The following is a 15,435-nucleotide window of genomic DNA, read 5'->3' on the forward strand; positions in this document are numbered from 1 at the left end:
TCAGTAGCCACCCCCCGACTCTACGACGCCCCAACACCCCCACCTCCACTTATCCACAGCCACTAACTCCTATTGCAGGAAGCTGCAGCCCCTGTGGATAACCCGCTGGACGAACACCCTCCGTATGCCACGCTTACACCAACAGCATCCAAGAACGGAGCCTCGATGCAGCACCGACCGGCCCTCGGAACCACCGCCGCAGCCCTCAGCGCCCTCCTAGCGCTAACCGCCTGCCAAGCCTCCCCCGAAGCCGGCCACCCCAACACAACCCCGACCTCCCCGCCGTCTAGCACTGCCGCTGCGAGCACTCCAGTCGACGAGTCCAAGGCGGCCGGCGACGCAGCGGTTGCGGCCTACCGTCGATACATCGCCGTCATCAACGCGATGACAGCCAGCGGCGGCACGGTTGTGAAGGATCTGCCAACGGTGGCTTCCGGCGTCGAGCTCGCCGTCTCACAGAACCAGGCCGAGACCTATCGCGGCGAGAAGATCAGGACGATCGGAACCGTGGAGATCCTTTGGGCCAAGGCCGTGAAGACCGGTCCGGCCACCTCCCAGGTCACCACAGCTTCCGTGCAAGCGTGCTATGACACCTCGAAGACTCAAGCAGTCGATTCCACCGGAAAGAGCGTCCGCGAGCCGGGGACGCCCACTCGCTGGCTCGACAACCGAGATCTGCAACTTGTCGCTGGCGTCTGGAAGGTGACCAAAGGCAAGAATCAAGGGGCATCATGCTGAAGCCGTTGATCGTGGCAATCACCTTGATCGCCGGAGTTCCGCTTGCGCCCCAGATGCTTCCTGCGTCACCGACACGACAGAGCGGCGTCCCCGATTGCGACCGGGATCAGGTCACCGGCAAATGCCGGCTCCAGGTGCAGGATGACGGACATCCACCGACGGAATCTGTGACGGCAAAACCCGGGGCAAAGAAGCCCGGTGGATCTGCATGTGTCTTCGAAGGGCAGGTTGTGCCTTGCCGGACGGCGGATGGGTTCTTCGATGCGGCCTCGGGGTGCTATCTGACGCCGACAGACGCGCCGCGGTCGCTGTTCAATCCCAATGACCCCAGCATGTATCCACCGGGTACGAAGTTCTACGACTGTTGGGTGATCCTCGACGTCGTGGACGGCAAGCCGGAAGGTATCGAGAAGTACGAGTCGGTGATCCGGCGGCCTGGTCAGACACGGACGATAGACCCGCGAGTTGCGGCTCAGCGGGTGGTGAAGACCATGAGCTTCATTGCGCCGCAGTTGGGACTTTCGCCGTACGTGCAGAGTGCCAACCACGTCGGGATTGTCAACGTCCCGATCTGGATGTGGGTCACCGATCCGGGGCCGACGACGACCGGGCCACAGACCAAGCGGGCCGCGATCGAGGGTGTCGCTATCGAGGCGACCGGCACGGTTGATCACATCGAGTGGTCCATGGGTGGCGGCAAGACCGTTACCTGTAAGGGCGCCGGGTCTCCGTTCACGAAGGCGATGGCGGCCGGCAAGTCCCTCAAGGACATGCCCGCGTCGCCGACGTGCGGCTACAAGTACAGCAAGACCTCCCGCTGCGAGAAGACGGGCACGTTCACCGTCACCGCGACGGCGTACTGGAACGTCCACTGGACCGGCGGCGGCATGGAAGGCGACATCCCGCTCGACTTCAGCCGCTCACTACCCCTCCGGATCACCGACCTCCGCCCGGTCCTCGTGGACCCGGACGGCGGCTCCACAACCCCGGCGACCACATCGCAGACCTGCAGCAACTAACGCCTGACAGCTCAGCATTTCCCTTGTGGATAAGGGATTCTGACCCGGGTCGATTTGGCCGAGATCCAATTGTGATCTAAAATAGAACACATGTTCGAAGGAGATCTGGACGAGCTCGCCCCCGCGGACCTGCTGGCCGCGGCCTCGGAGTTCGTCCAGATCCAGGAGCGCGCCGCCGTCAGAATGCTGGAGGCGGCGCTCGCCTTCGCCGATCGCAACGCGGTGGTGTCCGGTGAGCCGCTGCCGGGCTGCGAGCGGATCCAGGTGTACGGCGGGGTCGGCTGTCCGGGCGTCGCGGAGTTCGCGCCGATCGAGTTCGGTGCGGTGATGCGCATGTCGACGGGCGCCGCCGCGTCCTTCATCGGCGAGGCGCTGGCGCTTCGCCATCGCCTGCCGAGGATCTGGGCCGCAGTACTGGCCGGGAATGCCGTCCCGTGGCGGGCGCGCAAGATCGCGCACGCCTGCTTGTCCCTGTCGTTGGAGGCCGCCGCGATCGTCGACCGGCGAGTCGTCGGGATCGTCGACACCGTGACACCTGGCCGATTGGCAACCATCGTCACTGCGGCCGTCTGGCAGGCCGAGCCCGAGCTGGCCAAAGCCCAGGCCGAAGCAGCTGCGCGTTCGCGGGGCGTGTTCGTCGCTCCGTCCGACGTCCACGGCACGAAACGGTTCTGGGTCCGTGCGGCCGCAGGTGACGTGATCAGGTTCGACGCCACGATCGACGACCTCGCCCGCGCGTTGAAGACGCTTGGCGACACCGACGACCTGGATCAGCGCCGCGCAAAGGCCATCGGCTGGATAGCCGACCCGGCCGCGGCCCACCAACTCATCGAGGTCGCTCGCCACCTCGCTAGCGACCTGGCCCGCACCCAACCAACCCACCTCGCCACCTCCGGCAATCGTGCCGAGCCAGCTCCCGATCCGCCCCAAACGCTGCGGCCTCCACAGGCCGAGCCGGATGACTGGGCCGACCCGGACACACCGGCCGCCGACACAGCTGCGCCATCCATGGGCAACGCAGACGATGGCATGGACGCGTTCTCGCGGCGGATGCTGGCAGGCGAACTGCCGGCCCGGCTAGCTGCGATCAAACAGGATGCCCACAGCAACGGACTCGGCGCTGGCAGCGGTCGACGCACACGACACACCCTGTTCGTCCACCTGACCGACCAGACGCTTGCCACCGGCACCGGCGTACTGCGCGTCGAAGAACTCGGACCGCTCCTGGCAAGTCAGCTGAGCGAGCTACTCGGCCACGATCAAGTCGTCATCAAGCCCGTGATCGACCTTCACGACCAGGTCAGCGTTCACTGCTACGAGATCCCGGACCGAATCCGCGAACGGGTCCGCTTGCAACACCCGGTCGACATGTTCCCGTACAGCGGCGCCGAGGCCACCACGCGAATGGACCAGGACCACATCACGCCGTACGACCGCACCGGTCCACCGGGGCAGACCAGCACCCACAACCTCATACCGCAAGGCCGACTCCACCACCGCGCCAAAACCTTCGGCGGCTGGCGAAGCCGACGCCTGCCCACCGGCGGAATCGAATGGATCAGCCCCCACGGCTTCCAGTTCCAAGTCGACCACACCGGCACCCATCCTGTACCACGAACCACGGGCGGCGGTGTCGATGTGACGACCGGATGACACACAAAGCGAACCGGCTCCCCCAAGGAAAAAGGGGAGCCGGTTCGGGGGTTGCCGAGTTAGCGCAGGTCGAAGCGGTCGAGTTCCATGACCTTGTGCCAGGTGGCTACGAAGTCGGTGAGGAACTTCTGCTGGGCGTCGTCGCTGGCGTAGACCTCGGCGACGGCGCGGAGTTCGGAGTTCGAGCCGAAGACGAGGTCGGCGCGGGTGCCGGTCCACTTGACCTCGCCGTTGACGCTGGCCTCGAACGTCTCCTGGCTGTCGTCGGTCGCGTGCCATTCGGTGCCGAGGTCGAGCAGGTTCACGAAGAAGTCGTTCGTGAGCGTGCCCGGGTTGTCGGTCAGGACGCCGTACTTCGAACCGTCGTAGTTCGCACCCAGGACCCGCAGGCCGCCGACCAGGACGGTCAGCTCCGGCGCGCTCAGGGTGAGCAGGTTCGCCCGGTCCAGCAGCAGGTACTCCGCCGGAAGCCGGTTGCCCTTGCCGTTGTAGTTGCGGAACCCGTCCGCGACCGGCTCGAGCGCGGCGAACGAGTCGGCGTCGGTCTGCTCCGCGGAAGCGTCCACACGACCAGGCGTGAACGGTACGACGACGTCGTGCCCGGCGTTCTTCGCCGCGATCTCCACCCCGACACCGCCGGCGAGGACGATCACGTCGGCCAGCGAGACCGGCTTGCCGAACGACTGCTGGATGCCCTCGAGCGTCCGCAGCGCCTGCGCCAGTTGGTCCGGGTTGTTGACCTCCCAGCCGGCCTGCGGCTGCAGGCGGACGCGGGCACCGTTGGCGCCACCACGCTTGTCACTGCCGCGGAACGTCGACGCCGACGCCCACGCGGTCGAGACCAGCTGCGACACCGACAGGCCGGACGCCGCGATGGCCGCCTTCAGCGCGGTCACGTCGGCCTCGCCGATCAGCTCGTGGTCCACGGCCGGCAGCGGGTCCTGCCAGATCAGCACCTCGCCCGGAACCTCCGGGCCGAGGTACCGCACGATCGGGCCCATGTCGCGGTGGGTCAGCTTGAACCAGGCCCGCGCGAACGCGTCCGCGAACTCGTCCGGGTTGTCCTTGAACCGGCGCGAGATCGGCTCGTAGATCGGGTCGAAGCGCAGCGCCAGGTCCGTCGTCAGCATGGTCGGCTTCTGCTTCTTGGCCGGGTCGAACGCGTTCGGGATGATCTCCTCGGCGTCCTTGGCCACCCACTGGTTCGCACCGGCCGGGCTCTTCGTCAGCTCCCACTCGTAGCCGAACAGGAGGTTGAAGAAGTCGTTACCCCACTTCGCCGGCGTCGTGGTCCAGGTGACCTCCAGACCGCTGGTGATCGCGTCCGGGCCGTGACCGCTGTTGTACGTGTTGCGCCAGCCGAGGCCCTGGTGGTCCATCGGCGCGCCCTCCGGCTCGGCCCCGACGTACTGCTCCGGGTCGGCCGCACCGTGCGTCTTGCCGAAGGTGTGGCCGCCGGCGATCAGCGCGACGGTCTCCTCGTCGTTCATCGCCATCCGGCCGAAGGTCTCGCGGATGTCGCGGGCCGAGGCGATCGGGTCCGGGTTGCCGTTCGGGCCTTCCGGGTTCACGTAGATGAGACCCATCTGCACCGCGCCGAGCGGCTCCTGCAGCTCGCGGTCGCCGGAGTACCGCTCGTCTCCCAGCCACGTGGTCTCCGGGCCCCAGTAGACGTCGTCCTCCGGCTCCCACACATCCGCGCGGCCACCGGCGTACCCGAAGGTCTTGAAGCCCATCGTCTCGAGTGCGACGTTGCCGGTCAGGATCAGCAGGTCGGCCCAGGAGAGCTTCTGGCCGTACTTCTTCTTCACCGGCCAGAGCAGCCGGCGCGCCTTGTCCAGGTTGGCGTTGTCCGGCCAGCTGTTCAGCGGGGCGAACCGCTGCTGACCCGCACCGGCGCCGCCGCGACCGTCGCTGATCCGGTAGGTGCCGGCGCTGTGCCAGGCCATCCGGATCATCAGCGGGCCGTAGTTCCCGAAGTCAGCCGGCCACCAGTCCTGCGAAGTGGTCAGCACCTCGGCGATGTCGGCCTTCACGGCAGCCAGGTCGAGGCTCTGGAACGCGGCGGCGTAGTCGAACGACTCGCCCAGCGGGTTCGCCACGGCCGGGTTCTTGGCCAGGATCTTCAGGTTCAGCTGGTTCGGCCACCAGCCGCGGTTCGCGTTCCCGCTGGTCGGGTGCACACCCTGACCGTGGGCGACGGGGCAACCGCCGGACGCCTGCGCATCCTCCTCGCCGCGGCTCTCCTCGCTACCTTCACCGGGCAGTGGCTCATGGATCTCGGACATCGGATTCCTTCCAGGACTGGACGTTCTTCAACGGAAGATCAGGTACGGCGTGAGCAGTCGGCGCACAGCCCCCAATAGATGACCTCGGCCTCGTCGATGACGAACCCGTGGTCCTCGGACGCGGTCAGGCAGGGCGCATGCCCGACCGCACAGTCGACGTCGGTGATGGTGCCGCAGGTCCGGCAGACGGCGTGGTGATGGTTGTCACCCACCCGCGATTCGTACCGCGCCACCGACCCCAACGGCTGGATCCGCCGCACCAGGCCCGCCGCCGTCAACGTGTGCAGCGAGTCGTACACCGCCTGGTGCGACGCCTGGGGCAATTCGTTGCGCACGGCACCGATAATCGAGTCCGTGTCCGCATGCGGATGCTCGTACACCGCGGCCAGCACCGCCACCCGCGGCCGCGTCACCCGCAACGAAGCCCCACGCAACAACCCCTGGAGCTCATCAGCCGTCGGCACGCGTCGCAGTCTTCCGCGTTTTCTGGAACGAGTCAAGATTAGCTGACGCGATTCTCAACCTGAGACAACAGCGTGCCAGGTATCCGCCCACGTCGTCCGGCCACCTGGACCCGGCTCTCCACGCCAACGACCGGTATCAGCGATCGTCTCAGCGCTGGAACGCGAGTTTGCCGGCAAGTCCGATCATGGCGACGCCGCCCGCGGCTTTCACGGCCTTGATGCGGCGAGGACGGCGCAGGAACCACATCCGCATGCCCGCAGCCGCGTGCACCCAGATCGTCTCGATCACGACCTGAGCCACGCCGCCGGCGAGGCCGATGATCAGCATCTGCAGCGGCGCATCACCGCGTGAGTGGTCGACGAACTGCGGCAGGATCGCCATCAGCGACACGATGCTCTTGGGGTTGGCCACCCCCACCAGAAATCCCCGGCGTACAAGCCGTCGCCGTGACGTCTCGCTGGGCTCGCTCACGGCAACGAACTCATCGGTCAACCCGCCGCGCGCAGCGAGCAGAGAGTGGACACCGAGCCAGAGCAGGTACAGGGCTCCGAGGATCTTCACGATCATGAACAGGTGGGCCGAGGCCGCGACGAGTGCGCCGAGGCCGGCCAGCACCAGACCAAGGAGCATCATCCCGCCGATCGCGTTGCCTACCACGATCCACATGGCAGACGATCGTCCATGCGTAATTGCACGACCGGTTTCCAGCACCACCGATGGTCCGGGAATGCTCGACAGTAGCGCCGACAGCATGACGAAGCCGACGAGAAGGGCAGGGCTTACGGGCACGGTAGGTCCTTGCATCGATGATGGACACGAACTCCTCGTTGGTCGCGCCGCGCGACAAACGTTATCCGATACCCATGGCGACGATGTGAAGGGCGGACTCGGCCGACGCCCCGGTGCGTGCAAGTAGAAGGCCGGCTCCCCGAGAGGGATACCGGCCTGAACGCTACTTGGTGGAGCTGAGGGGATTCGAACCCCTGGCCTCTTCGTTGCGAACGAAGCGCGCTACCAACTGCGCCACAGCCCCAAGCTGGTCGCTTCGGTTTCCCTGGCGACCGCGAAACTCTAACACGCCTATGGTCGCCGGTTAAAACCGACGGTGTCCAGCCGGTTTCAGTCGCCGACGGCGCGCCGCACCTCGGGCTGCTCGGCTTCCTGAGGGGGTGGAGCCTCGGTCTGCAAGGGCTTCTCGGCGGGGTCGGTGGTGCGGGCGCTGGAGAAGACTTCGTCGTCGGTGAGGGAGATTGTGCGGACCGTCCGGTCGGGCGCTTTCTCCTTGAGGACGTACGTCGGGAGCGTGACCGGCACCGGGTCCCAGAGCCCTTCGGCGGCGGGCTTCTCCTTGGGCTCGGCGGGAGCCGGCGTGGCGGGGAGCTTGACCTCGATGGTCATCTCCTCGTCGGGGGACGGCGCGGGCTTGCCGGCCGGGCCCCGGTCGTGCCGGGACTGGGAATGGGTACGACGCTGGGCGGCGATCCGGGCACGGGTGCGCGCCTGGCGTCGCAGTTGCACCCGGGTGAGTACGACGAAGCCGAGGATCGATGCGCCGGGGATGGCGACCGTCCACCAGGGCAGCATCGCGAGTCCGGCGAGTGCGACGACCGACAGCAGCGAAAGGGTCAGGATCGACAGCACCCGCCGACGGCGCATCGCGGCCACCCGGCGGGCTCGGTTGGGGACGTACCGCTTGGGCGGCGACGGGTCGTCGGCGGCGGTGGTCCCGGCCGGGCGTACGACGTACCTCGGCCGCGACGGGTCGCGCGAAAGCACTCGTGCTTCGGCGGAGGACGGCACGACTGGTTGGCGCCGCGCTTCGTCGCCTCGCTTCAGCCACATCGGGACGAGGTAGGCAGCCCACGCGGCGACGATCGCCACATAGATCAGCCCTGTCGTCCCCATGCGACGACGCTAAGGCGCGGCGGGGGCCAGATGAGGTACGTGGGACGGTGTGTCGCAAGAAGACTCGTGTGACTGATGTGAATAGCACGCAGGGTAGTCAGCGCAATCGCGCTACGAGACCGGGCCCGACCTCTTCGACGTTGAGCGCGAAGATGCGGTGGTCGCGCCAGTCGCCGTCGATGTGCAGGAACCGCGGCCGCTCGCCTTCGTACCGGAAGCCGAGCTTCTCCACAACCCGCAGACTTGCCTTGTTCTCGGGGCGGATCGCCACTTCGATCCGGTGCAGGCCAAGCGTGAACCAGCAGTGGTCGGCGGCCATCGCCACCGCGGTCGGGACGATCCCGCGTCCGGCGTACTGCTCGTCGACCCAGTAGCCGAGGTTCGCCCAGCGGGCCGAGCCGTAGGTGATGCCGGACACCGTGAGCTGTCCGACGAGGGGCCACTTCGACCGGGCGCCGGCGCCCGCTGCACCGCCGTACGTGATGACGAAGGGCAGCATCCGCCCGTACCGCGCCTGCCGGTTCCAGTCACGTGCCATGGCGCGGAACGTGCGCGCACCGTCCTCCGCACCGGGCGGTTGGGTCGCGTCCCACGGCCGCAGCCAGCTCACGTTCCGCTGGCGCGCGGCAGCCCACTCGCCTCCGTCGCCGGCCCGTAGCGGGCGCAGCCCGACCTGTCCGTGCTGCAGTTCGACAGGCCAGTGCACGATCGCCATCAGTCGGTATCCGTCCGCACGTGGTCGCCGCCGTGCACCTGCTCGACCGCATGTCGCAGCAGCGGCTCCAGTACGGCGAGGCCGTCTTTCACCCCACCACGTGAACCAGGCAGGTTGACGATGACCGTAGTACCGGCAACTCCGGCGAGCCCACGCGACAGTGCGGCCGTCGGTACTCCGTTGGCGACGCCATAGGCCCGGATCGCTTCAGCAATGCCCGGCACGACCTTCGACAGCACAGCAGCCGTCTGCTCGGGCGTCTCGTCCGTCGGCGAGATCCCCGTACCACCTGTCGTCAGCACAACGTCGTACGACGCCTCGACCGCAGCACGTAACGCGTCACCGACCGGTGGGCCGTCCGGGACGACGGAGGGTCCTGACACCTCGAAGCCCCAGTCACTCAACCGCTGGGCGATCAGTGGGCCAGTGGTATCTGTATATATCCCAGCGGCCGCGCGGTTGGACACGCTGACGACAAGCGCTCTCACGGCCGCTCCCAGTGCCCGGTCTTGCCGCCCTCTTTCAACTCCACCCGTACGTCGGACAGCACTGCCGCCGGATCCAGCGCCTTGACCATGTCGATGACGGCCAGCCCGGCGACCGCGACCGCGGTCAGCGCTTCCATCTCGACACCGGTGCGGTCGGCCGTCTTCACCTGCGCCCGGATCAGTACGGCGTCGTCCGCGACCTCGAGGTCGACCTTGGCGCCGGTGATCGCGATCGGATGGCAGAGCGGGACCAGGTCCGGCGTCCGCTTCGCGCCCATGATGCCGGCGATCCGGGCGACCCCGAGCGCGTCACCCTTCGGCACGCCCTCGCCGCGCAGCGCGGTCACCACCTCGGCCGACACCAGAACCTTGCCGCTGGCAACGGCTCGCCGGCTGCCGACGTCCTTGGCCGACACGTCGACCATCCGCGCGGCCCCGGTCTCGTCGACATGGGTCAGCCCGGCAGGCGGTTCGGTCATCCGGTCTCCTCGTCTGGGGGTGTCTGGTGGTTCCACGCCGTAGCGAGGAGGTGCCGTGCCGAGTGCCCCGCAGTAGGCGTGGAACCATCAGACACCCCCTAACAGCATCAGCTCGACCTGGTCGCCGGCCCGGACCGCTGTCACGTCCTCGGGCACCACGATCAGTGCGTTCGCCCGGCTCAACCCGCCCAGCAGGTGTGAGCCGTGCCCGCCGACTGTACTGGCGATCCAGCCCTCGTCGCCGGATGTGGCCGTGGCGCGGACGAACTGCCGCCGCCCACCCGGCGAGCTGAACCCGTCCAGCGTCACCCCCGGGACCAGTGACCGCCGGTACGGCATCTGCCCCATCAGCTTGCGCAGTGCGGGCCGCACGAACACCTCGAACGACACGTACGCCGACACCGGGTTCCCGGGCAGCGTGAAGATCGGCACCTCGTCCTCACCGATCACACCGAACCCCTGCGGCTTCCCCGGCTGCATAGCGACCTGCGGGAAGTCCACTGTGCCCAGCTTGGACAGCTCCTCCTTCACCACGTCGTACGCGCCCATGCTGACGCCACCAGTGGTGATGACCAGGTCAGCACGCACCAACTGGTCGGACAAGGCGTCCATGATCCGTTTGGGGTCGTCATCGACGATGCCGACGCGGTATACGACCGCTCCGGCGTCTCGTGCGCACGCTGCCATGGTGTAGCTGTTCGAGTCGTAGATCTGCCCGTCGCCCAGTCGGCTCCCCGGCTCACGCAGCTCGGCTCCGGTGGAGATCACCACGACCCGCGGCCGCGGACGGGCCTTCACCCGCGCCCGGCCGACAGCGGCGAGTACGGCGATCTGTCGCGGACCCAGGAGGGTGTCGCGGTCCAGCACCTGTACTCCGGCCGTCACGTCCTCGCCGGCGTACCGCACCGAGCCACCGACGGGCGGCTGCTGGGTGATGCGGACGTTGACGGTCCCGCCGTCGGTCCACTCCACCGGTACAACGCTGTCCGCGCCGCGCGGCATCGGCGCACCGGTCATGATCCGCACGCAGGTACCGGGAGTCACCACGATCGGCTCGCTACGCCCGGCCCGGAACTCCCCCACCACCGGCAGGGCGATCGGATTCTCGTCGGAGGCCCCGGCCAGGTCACCGGCCTGGACGGCGTACCCGTCCATGGCCGAGTTGTCGAAGCCCGGCAGGCTCACCCCCGAGACGATGTCCTCACACAGCACCAACCCGACCGCGTCCATCAATGGCTGGTCGAACGCCGGCAGTGCCGTCACCCGCCCGAGCACGGCCTCCAAATGCTCATCAACACTCCGTCTCACGAGCCTGACCCTAATCCACACCCTCCGGGTGGTTGCCCCAGGTCATCCGCACGTCGGGGGCGCGTTCCTCGTTGGCGGTGCCATCGGTACGGCGTACCTCGACGAAGCCATGGGATCGGTAGAAGGCCTGGGCCCGGGTGTTGGTCTGGAAGGTCCAGAGCGCCAGACCGCCGGGGCGGAGGTCCTTGGCGAGGTCCACGAGGGTCGATCCGACGCCCTGGCCGGCCGCCTCCGGTACGACGTACAGCTGGTCCAGGTCGTCGCCGTCGAGGGTCAGGACCGCGACGATCCGGCCGTCGTCGACCGCCAGCCAGGTCTGCCCGTCCGGCAGCAGCACGTCCGCGAACCAGGTCGCCACCTGAGCGGCGGTGTGGATCGACGGCGGCAGCTGCGATCCGTCGGCGTGCCGCGAGCGCCACCAGACCGCGGCGGCTTCGTCCGTGTCGGACGGATCCAACGGCCTGATCAGCAGGTCGTCCATCACGGTGCGCTCAGCCGCCGAGCTCGGTCCCGTCCGGGATCACCCGGCGCTCACCGGCCGCGGCCTCCACCTCGACGTCCCCGACCACCACCACATCCTTGCCGAAGGCAACGTCACCGCGCACCTCGAGCCGGTCGGCGCGGACCAGCGATGGCGGCCCGGCCGCGAACCGGGTGTCGAAGTCGGCGAGGATCTTGAAGTACTCCGGGTCCAGGTCGACGTACGGCTCGTCGCCCTCGTGGGTCGTGGTCAGGTCGCCGGCCTCGTCGAGTTCGTACACGTCCGAGCGCAGGACGAGCAGGTCGTTGGTCGTCTTCACCGGCTTGAACCGGCTCCGGTCGACCAGCACCGCCTGCGAGCCCTCGAAGGTCTCGATCGCGGTGCCCATCCCGGTCTCCAGCTGGATCACCTTCGGCGACGTCGGGTCGGCGGGGTCGACGGTCTTGCGGTTGACGATGATCGGCAGGCCGAGGATCCCGTCGTGCCCGTCCATCAGCTCGGCGAGCCGGTCCAGGTCGATCCACAGGTTGTTGGTGTTGAACGTCTTGTGCCGGGTGACGTCCTGGAAGTACTGCGTGTCCTCGTCGGCGACCTGTGCACTGTCCCGCAGGATCAGCCGGCCGTCGGACTTGCGCACCGCGACGTGGCCGCCCTTGCGGTCCGACCTGGTGCGCCGGCAGACCTCCATACCGAACGGTACGTCGTGTTCCGCCATCCACGCGGCGATCCGCGGGTCCGGCGTCGCGCCGAGGTTGTCGGCGTTCGAGATGAACGCGTGCCGGAAGCCGTGCTCGCGCAGGGCGTCAAGGGTGCCGGAGGCAACCATCGCGGTGAACAGGTCGCCGTGTCCCGGCGGGCACCATGCCAGCTCCGGGTCCGGCTCCCACTCGGCCGGCGTCAGGTCGTCGGCGAGCAGCTTCGGCTCCATGTTCTGCAGGAAGTCGAGCGGCAGTCCGTCGATCGCCAGGCCGTCGTACTCGCTGAGGATCTGCAGCGACTCGGTCTTGGTGCGGAACGAGTTCATCAGCACCAGCGGCAGCGGCACGTCGTACTTGCGCCGGGTGCTCAGGATCTGGCGGGCGATGATGTCGAGGAAGCTCAGCCCGTCCTTGACCTGCAGCGCGGACTTCGGGCCGGTGACGCCCATCGACGTACCGAGGCCGCCGTTGAGCTTGATCACCACCGTCTCGGCCAGCGCGGCGCGCATGGCGTCCGGATGCGGATCGAGGTGGTCGAGGTGCGGCAGGTCGCCCACCGGTTCGATGTCGTCCTCGCGGATCTTTCCCCACTGACCCGATTCGAGCAGCCGGTAATAGTGCGTGAAGACGCGTATTGCAACGTCGGCAGCACCGGCCGCGCGCATCTTCTCCTGCGCTTGTCTGAGACCCACCTCACCCATGCACCAACCCTAGGGGACAGCCGGCAATCCCAGTGTTGCCCGCGTCACGCTCATACGATCGGATCGTGTTTGAGTCGAAGGTCGTGGCGCGACAGTATTTCCTCGGCGCGCGGGAGCAGCGCCCGCACGCGGAAGGGCTGCTGAGGTGTGCCCAGGAGGTGCTGCCCGACGTCCACCGGGTGGCTCTGTACGTCTCGATGGGCCGGGAGCCGAAGACCGGCGCGCTGATCGACTGGCTGCTCGCGACCGACCGCGAGGTGCTGCTGCCGATCCTGTACGCCGACAACGACCTCGGATGGGGCATTGCGCCCGGTGCGGCCGACCTGGTGCCCGGTCGGCTCGGTCTGTCCGAGCCGCCGATCGATCTGGGCTCGGACGCCATTGCTACGGCCGATCTGGTCATCTGTCCGGCCGTGGCCGTTGCCCGCGACGGCGTGCGCCTGGGCCGCGGCGGCGGCTCGTACGACCGCGCTCTCGCCCGCATCCGCCCCGGTACGCCGGTCTGGGCCGCTGTGTACGACCCCGAGGTCGTGGAGGCACTCCCGTCCGACACGCACGACCGACCGGTCGACGCTGCGATCACACCAACTCGCTTGATCACGCTGCGAAGATCAGGAGATGACTGAGACCGCGGTCCAAGCCGCAGCCACAGCCGCACGCAAACTTGGCCTGACGGTCACCGACCCGAGAGTGCTCTACACCGCCTTCTCGACGGTCGTGCACCTGCGGCCGTCGCCGGTGGTCGCACGGGTCCCGATGAACCTCCCGGACGGTCTCGGAGAACCAGAGCCCGCAGTACGCCGTCAGCAGCGCGAACTCGACGTTGTCGCCTGGCTGGCCGAGCAGGGCGTGCCCGTGGTGCCACCGACTCCACTGGTGCCGCTCGAGCCGGTGGAGCCGGTGGAGCCGGTGGAGCAAGACGGGCTGTCCATAACCTTCTGGACGTATGTGGAAGTGGACCAGACCGCCGAGCCCGACTACTTCGGTGCCACTGCTCGTGTGACGGAGCTACACGCCCAGCTCGCGGGCTACCCGGGAGAGCTGACCTGGATGAGCCCGCTGCGGCTGATCGGTGCAGGCCTGGATACGGCCGAGGCGGTGCCCGGTCTGCTCGAGCAGAAGGACGTCGACCGCGCGAGAGCCGAGTGGAAGGTGCTGGAGCCTGTCCTGACCAGCCGGGCCGGGTTCGAGTCGGTCTTCCCGTCGGCGACAGTCCAGCCCGTGCACGGCGACGCCCCGTCCTGGAACCTCATCATCACCGTCGACGGGCCGCTGTGGGCCGACTTCGAGGACGCCACGCTCGGACCGATCGAATGGGACCTCGCCGGCTTCGGACCGGACCTGTGCCGGGCGTACGACGAGGCAGCGCTGGCCGACGGGATCCGGATGTTCGCGGCCCAATGGCGCGACATGCCGTTCGCTGGTGGACTGAGCTGATGTTGCAGACGTACGTCGACAACGGGGCCGTACCCGGACTCATCAGCCTCACCAGCCGTGGTGACGAGACACGGGTCGAGGTGCTCGGCCGGACGGCGTACGACGGCCCCGAGATGCACCGGGACAGCCTGTTCCGGGTCTCGTCGTTCACCAAGCCGATCGTCGCGGCCGCGACCATGATCCTGGTCGACGAGCTCCGGCTGTCCATGAACGCACCGGTTGCCGACGTGCTGCCGGAGCTGGCTCATCCCGTCGTACTGCGGCACCCGGACGGGCCGATCGACGACACGGTGCCTGCGGCCCGGCCGATCACGGTGCGGGACCTGCTCACGTTCCGGGTCGGGCTGGGCGAGTCGGACAACCCGGCGCTGCGGCAGCGCGAGGAGGAACTGGAGCTCCACACCTTCGGTCCGCCGGTGCCGCGTACTCCGTTGGACCCGGATGAGTGGATGCGGCGGCTGGGGACGCTGCCGCTGCAGTACCAGCCGGGTGAGCGCTGGCTGTACTCGACTGGCTCGCACCTGCTCGGCGTACTGATTGCACGAGTCGCCGGGCAGCCGCTGGAGGAGTTCCTCCGCGAGCGGATCTTCGAACCGCTCGGAATGCGTGACACCGGGTTCACTGCAGTAGATCCCGCGCGGCTGACCACCGCGTACGTCGGAGAGGACGTACTGGATCCGGCGGAGGGCAGCCAGTGGCTGACGCCGCCGTCGTTCCCGGACGCCAGTGGTGGGCTGGTGTCGACCGTCGACGACTTCCACGCGTTCACGCGGATGCTGCTGACCGGCGGTCTTCTGTCTCCGGCTGCGGTCGAGGAAATGACGACGGACCAGCTCACACCGGCGCAGCGAGAGGCAGCAGCCGGGTTCCTCGGGCCGGACACCGGTTGGGGCTACGGCGTGTCCGTCAGCAGCGACCGGTACGGCTGGGCGGGCGGTCTGGGATCGCTGTGGTCGACCACGCCGGCGGACGGCACCATCTCGATCCTGCTGACCCAGCGGGCGCTCTGGACCTGGCCTGAGGAACTGTTCGCCGAGGCCAGCGCGCCCGCTTGGTGACA

The 15,435-nt window shown here is 68.0% G+C and carries 16 protein-coding genes and 1 tRNA gene; 6 read left to right on the forward strand and 11 right to left on the reverse strand.

The window, feature by feature from the left end; translation table 11 throughout:
• The first annotated feature begins 165 nt into the window (after nt 1–165).
• The 3 genes from OHA18_RS07035 (at nt 166) to OHA18_RS07045 (ending at nt 3,410) form a co-directional block, all read left to right on the forward strand.
• Nucleotides 166–738 carry a hypothetical protein gene (locus tag OHA18_RS07035; RefSeq protein ID WP_329002949.1) on the forward strand — a complete coding sequence of 191 codons (573 nt, stop codon included), beginning with the start codon at nt 166–168 and terminating at the stop codon, nt 736–738.
• Between the two features lie 332 nt (nt 739–1,070).
• Nucleotides 1,071–1,757, forward strand: coding sequence for a hypothetical protein (locus tag OHA18_RS07040; protein WP_329002951.1), 687 nt, complete (start codon nt 1,071–1,073; stop codon nt 1,755–1,757).
• A 90-nt stretch (nt 1,758–1,847) separates the two neighbouring features.
• Complete coding sequence (locus OHA18_RS07045) at nt 1,848–3,410, forward strand: DUF222 domain-containing protein (protein WP_329002952.1); 1,563 nt, start codon at nt 1,848–1,850, stop codon at nt 3,408–3,410.
• A 59-nt stretch (nt 3,411–3,469) separates the two neighbouring features.
• On the opposite strand, the gene katG is transcribed toward OHA18_RS07045, so the two are convergent.
• The 11 genes from katG to OHA18_RS07100 form a co-directional block, all read right to left on the reverse strand.
• Nucleotides 3,470–5,698: a catalase/peroxidase HPI gene (katG, locus tag OHA18_RS07050; RefSeq protein WP_329002953.1), complete on the reverse strand. Its 2,229-nt coding sequence runs from the start codon at nt 5,696–5,698 to the stop codon at nt 3,470–3,472.
• Between the two features lie 38 nt (nt 5,699–5,736).
• A complete protein-coding gene (locus OHA18_RS07055) occupies nt 5,737–6,162 on the reverse strand; it encodes a Fur family transcriptional regulator (RefSeq protein WP_329002954.1) in 426 nt (141 codons plus the stop codon).
• Between the two features lie 148 nt (nt 6,163–6,310).
• On the reverse strand, nt 6,311–6,967 hold the full coding sequence (locus tag OHA18_RS07060) for a LysE family translocator (protein WP_329002955.1): 657 nt from the start codon (nt 6,965–6,967) through the stop codon (nt 6,311–6,313).
• A gap of 153 nt (nt 6,968–7,120) precedes the next feature.
• Nucleotides 7,121–7,196: transfer RNA gene (locus tag OHA18_RS07065), tRNA-Ala, on the reverse strand.
• An 86-nt stretch (nt 7,197–7,282) separates the two neighbouring features.
• Complete coding sequence (gene sepX / locus OHA18_RS07070; RefSeq protein ID WP_329002957.1) at nt 7,283–8,068, reverse strand: divisome protein SepX/GlpR; 786 nt, start codon at nt 8,066–8,068, stop codon at nt 7,283–7,285.
• A gap of 97 nt (nt 8,069–8,165) precedes the next feature.
• Nucleotides 8,166–8,783 (reverse strand): GNAT family N-acetyltransferase, encoded by a 618-nt coding sequence (locus tag OHA18_RS07075; RefSeq protein WP_329002959.1) that lies wholly within the window; start codon nt 8,781–8,783, stop codon nt 8,166–8,168.
• Nucleotides 8,783–9,271 carry a MogA/MoaB family molybdenum cofactor biosynthesis protein gene (locus tag OHA18_RS07080; RefSeq protein WP_329002960.1) on the reverse strand — a complete coding sequence of 163 codons (489 nt, stop codon included), beginning with the start codon at nt 9,269–9,271 and terminating at the stop codon, nt 8,783–8,785. Before OHA18_RS07080 ends, OHA18_RS07075 begins: the two co-directional genes overlap by 1 nt.
• Nucleotides 9,268–9,750, reverse strand: coding sequence for a cyclic pyranopterin monophosphate synthase MoaC (moaC, locus tag OHA18_RS07085; protein ID WP_329002961.1), 483 nt, complete (start codon nt 9,748–9,750; stop codon nt 9,268–9,270). Before moaC ends, OHA18_RS07080 begins: the two co-directional genes overlap by 4 nt.
• Nucleotides 9,751–9,837: 87 nt before the next feature.
• Nucleotides 9,838–11,058 (reverse strand): molybdotransferase-like divisome protein Glp, encoded by a 1,221-nt coding sequence (gene glp / locus OHA18_RS07090; RefSeq protein WP_329002962.1) that lies wholly within the window; start codon nt 11,056–11,058, stop codon nt 9,838–9,840.
• Nucleotides 11,059–11,068: 10 nt separating this feature from the next.
• Nucleotides 11,069–11,539 (reverse strand): GNAT family N-acetyltransferase, encoded by a 471-nt coding sequence (locus tag OHA18_RS07095; RefSeq protein ID WP_329002963.1) that lies wholly within the window; start codon nt 11,537–11,539, stop codon nt 11,069–11,071.
• A 10-nt stretch (nt 11,540–11,549) separates the two neighbouring features.
• Nucleotides 11,550–12,938, reverse strand: coding sequence for a UTP--glucose-1-phosphate uridylyltransferase (locus OHA18_RS07100; RefSeq protein ID WP_329002965.1), 1,389 nt, complete (start codon nt 12,936–12,938; stop codon nt 11,550–11,552).
• A 65-nt stretch (nt 12,939–13,003) separates the two neighbouring features.
• On the opposite strand from OHA18_RS07100, the gene OHA18_RS07105 reads away from it, so the two are divergent.
• From OHA18_RS07105 to OHA18_RS07115, 3 genes are read left to right on the forward strand one after another with little or no spacing between them, the layout of a single operon-like run.
• On the forward strand, nt 13,004–13,564 hold the full coding sequence (locus OHA18_RS07105) for a 5-formyltetrahydrofolate cyclo-ligase (RefSeq protein ID WP_329002966.1): 561 nt from the start codon (nt 13,004–13,006) through the stop codon (nt 13,562–13,564).
• Complete coding sequence (locus OHA18_RS07110; RefSeq protein ID WP_329002967.1) at nt 13,557–14,375, forward strand: phosphotransferase; 819 nt, start codon at nt 13,557–13,559, stop codon at nt 14,373–14,375. The genes OHA18_RS07105 and OHA18_RS07110 overlap by 8 nt, the downstream gene beginning before the upstream one ends.
• A complete protein-coding gene (locus OHA18_RS07115; RefSeq protein ID WP_329002968.1) occupies nt 14,375–15,433 on the forward strand; it encodes a serine hydrolase domain-containing protein in 1,059 nt (352 codons plus the stop codon). Before OHA18_RS07110 ends, OHA18_RS07115 begins: the two co-directional genes overlap by 1 nt.
• The last annotated feature ends 2 nt before the right edge of the window (nt 15,434–15,435 follow it).

This window comes from Kribbella sp. NBC_00709 (assembly GCF_036226565.1).
Classification (GTDB): Bacteria; Actinomycetota; Actinomycetes; order Propionibacteriales; family Kribbellaceae; genus Kribbella.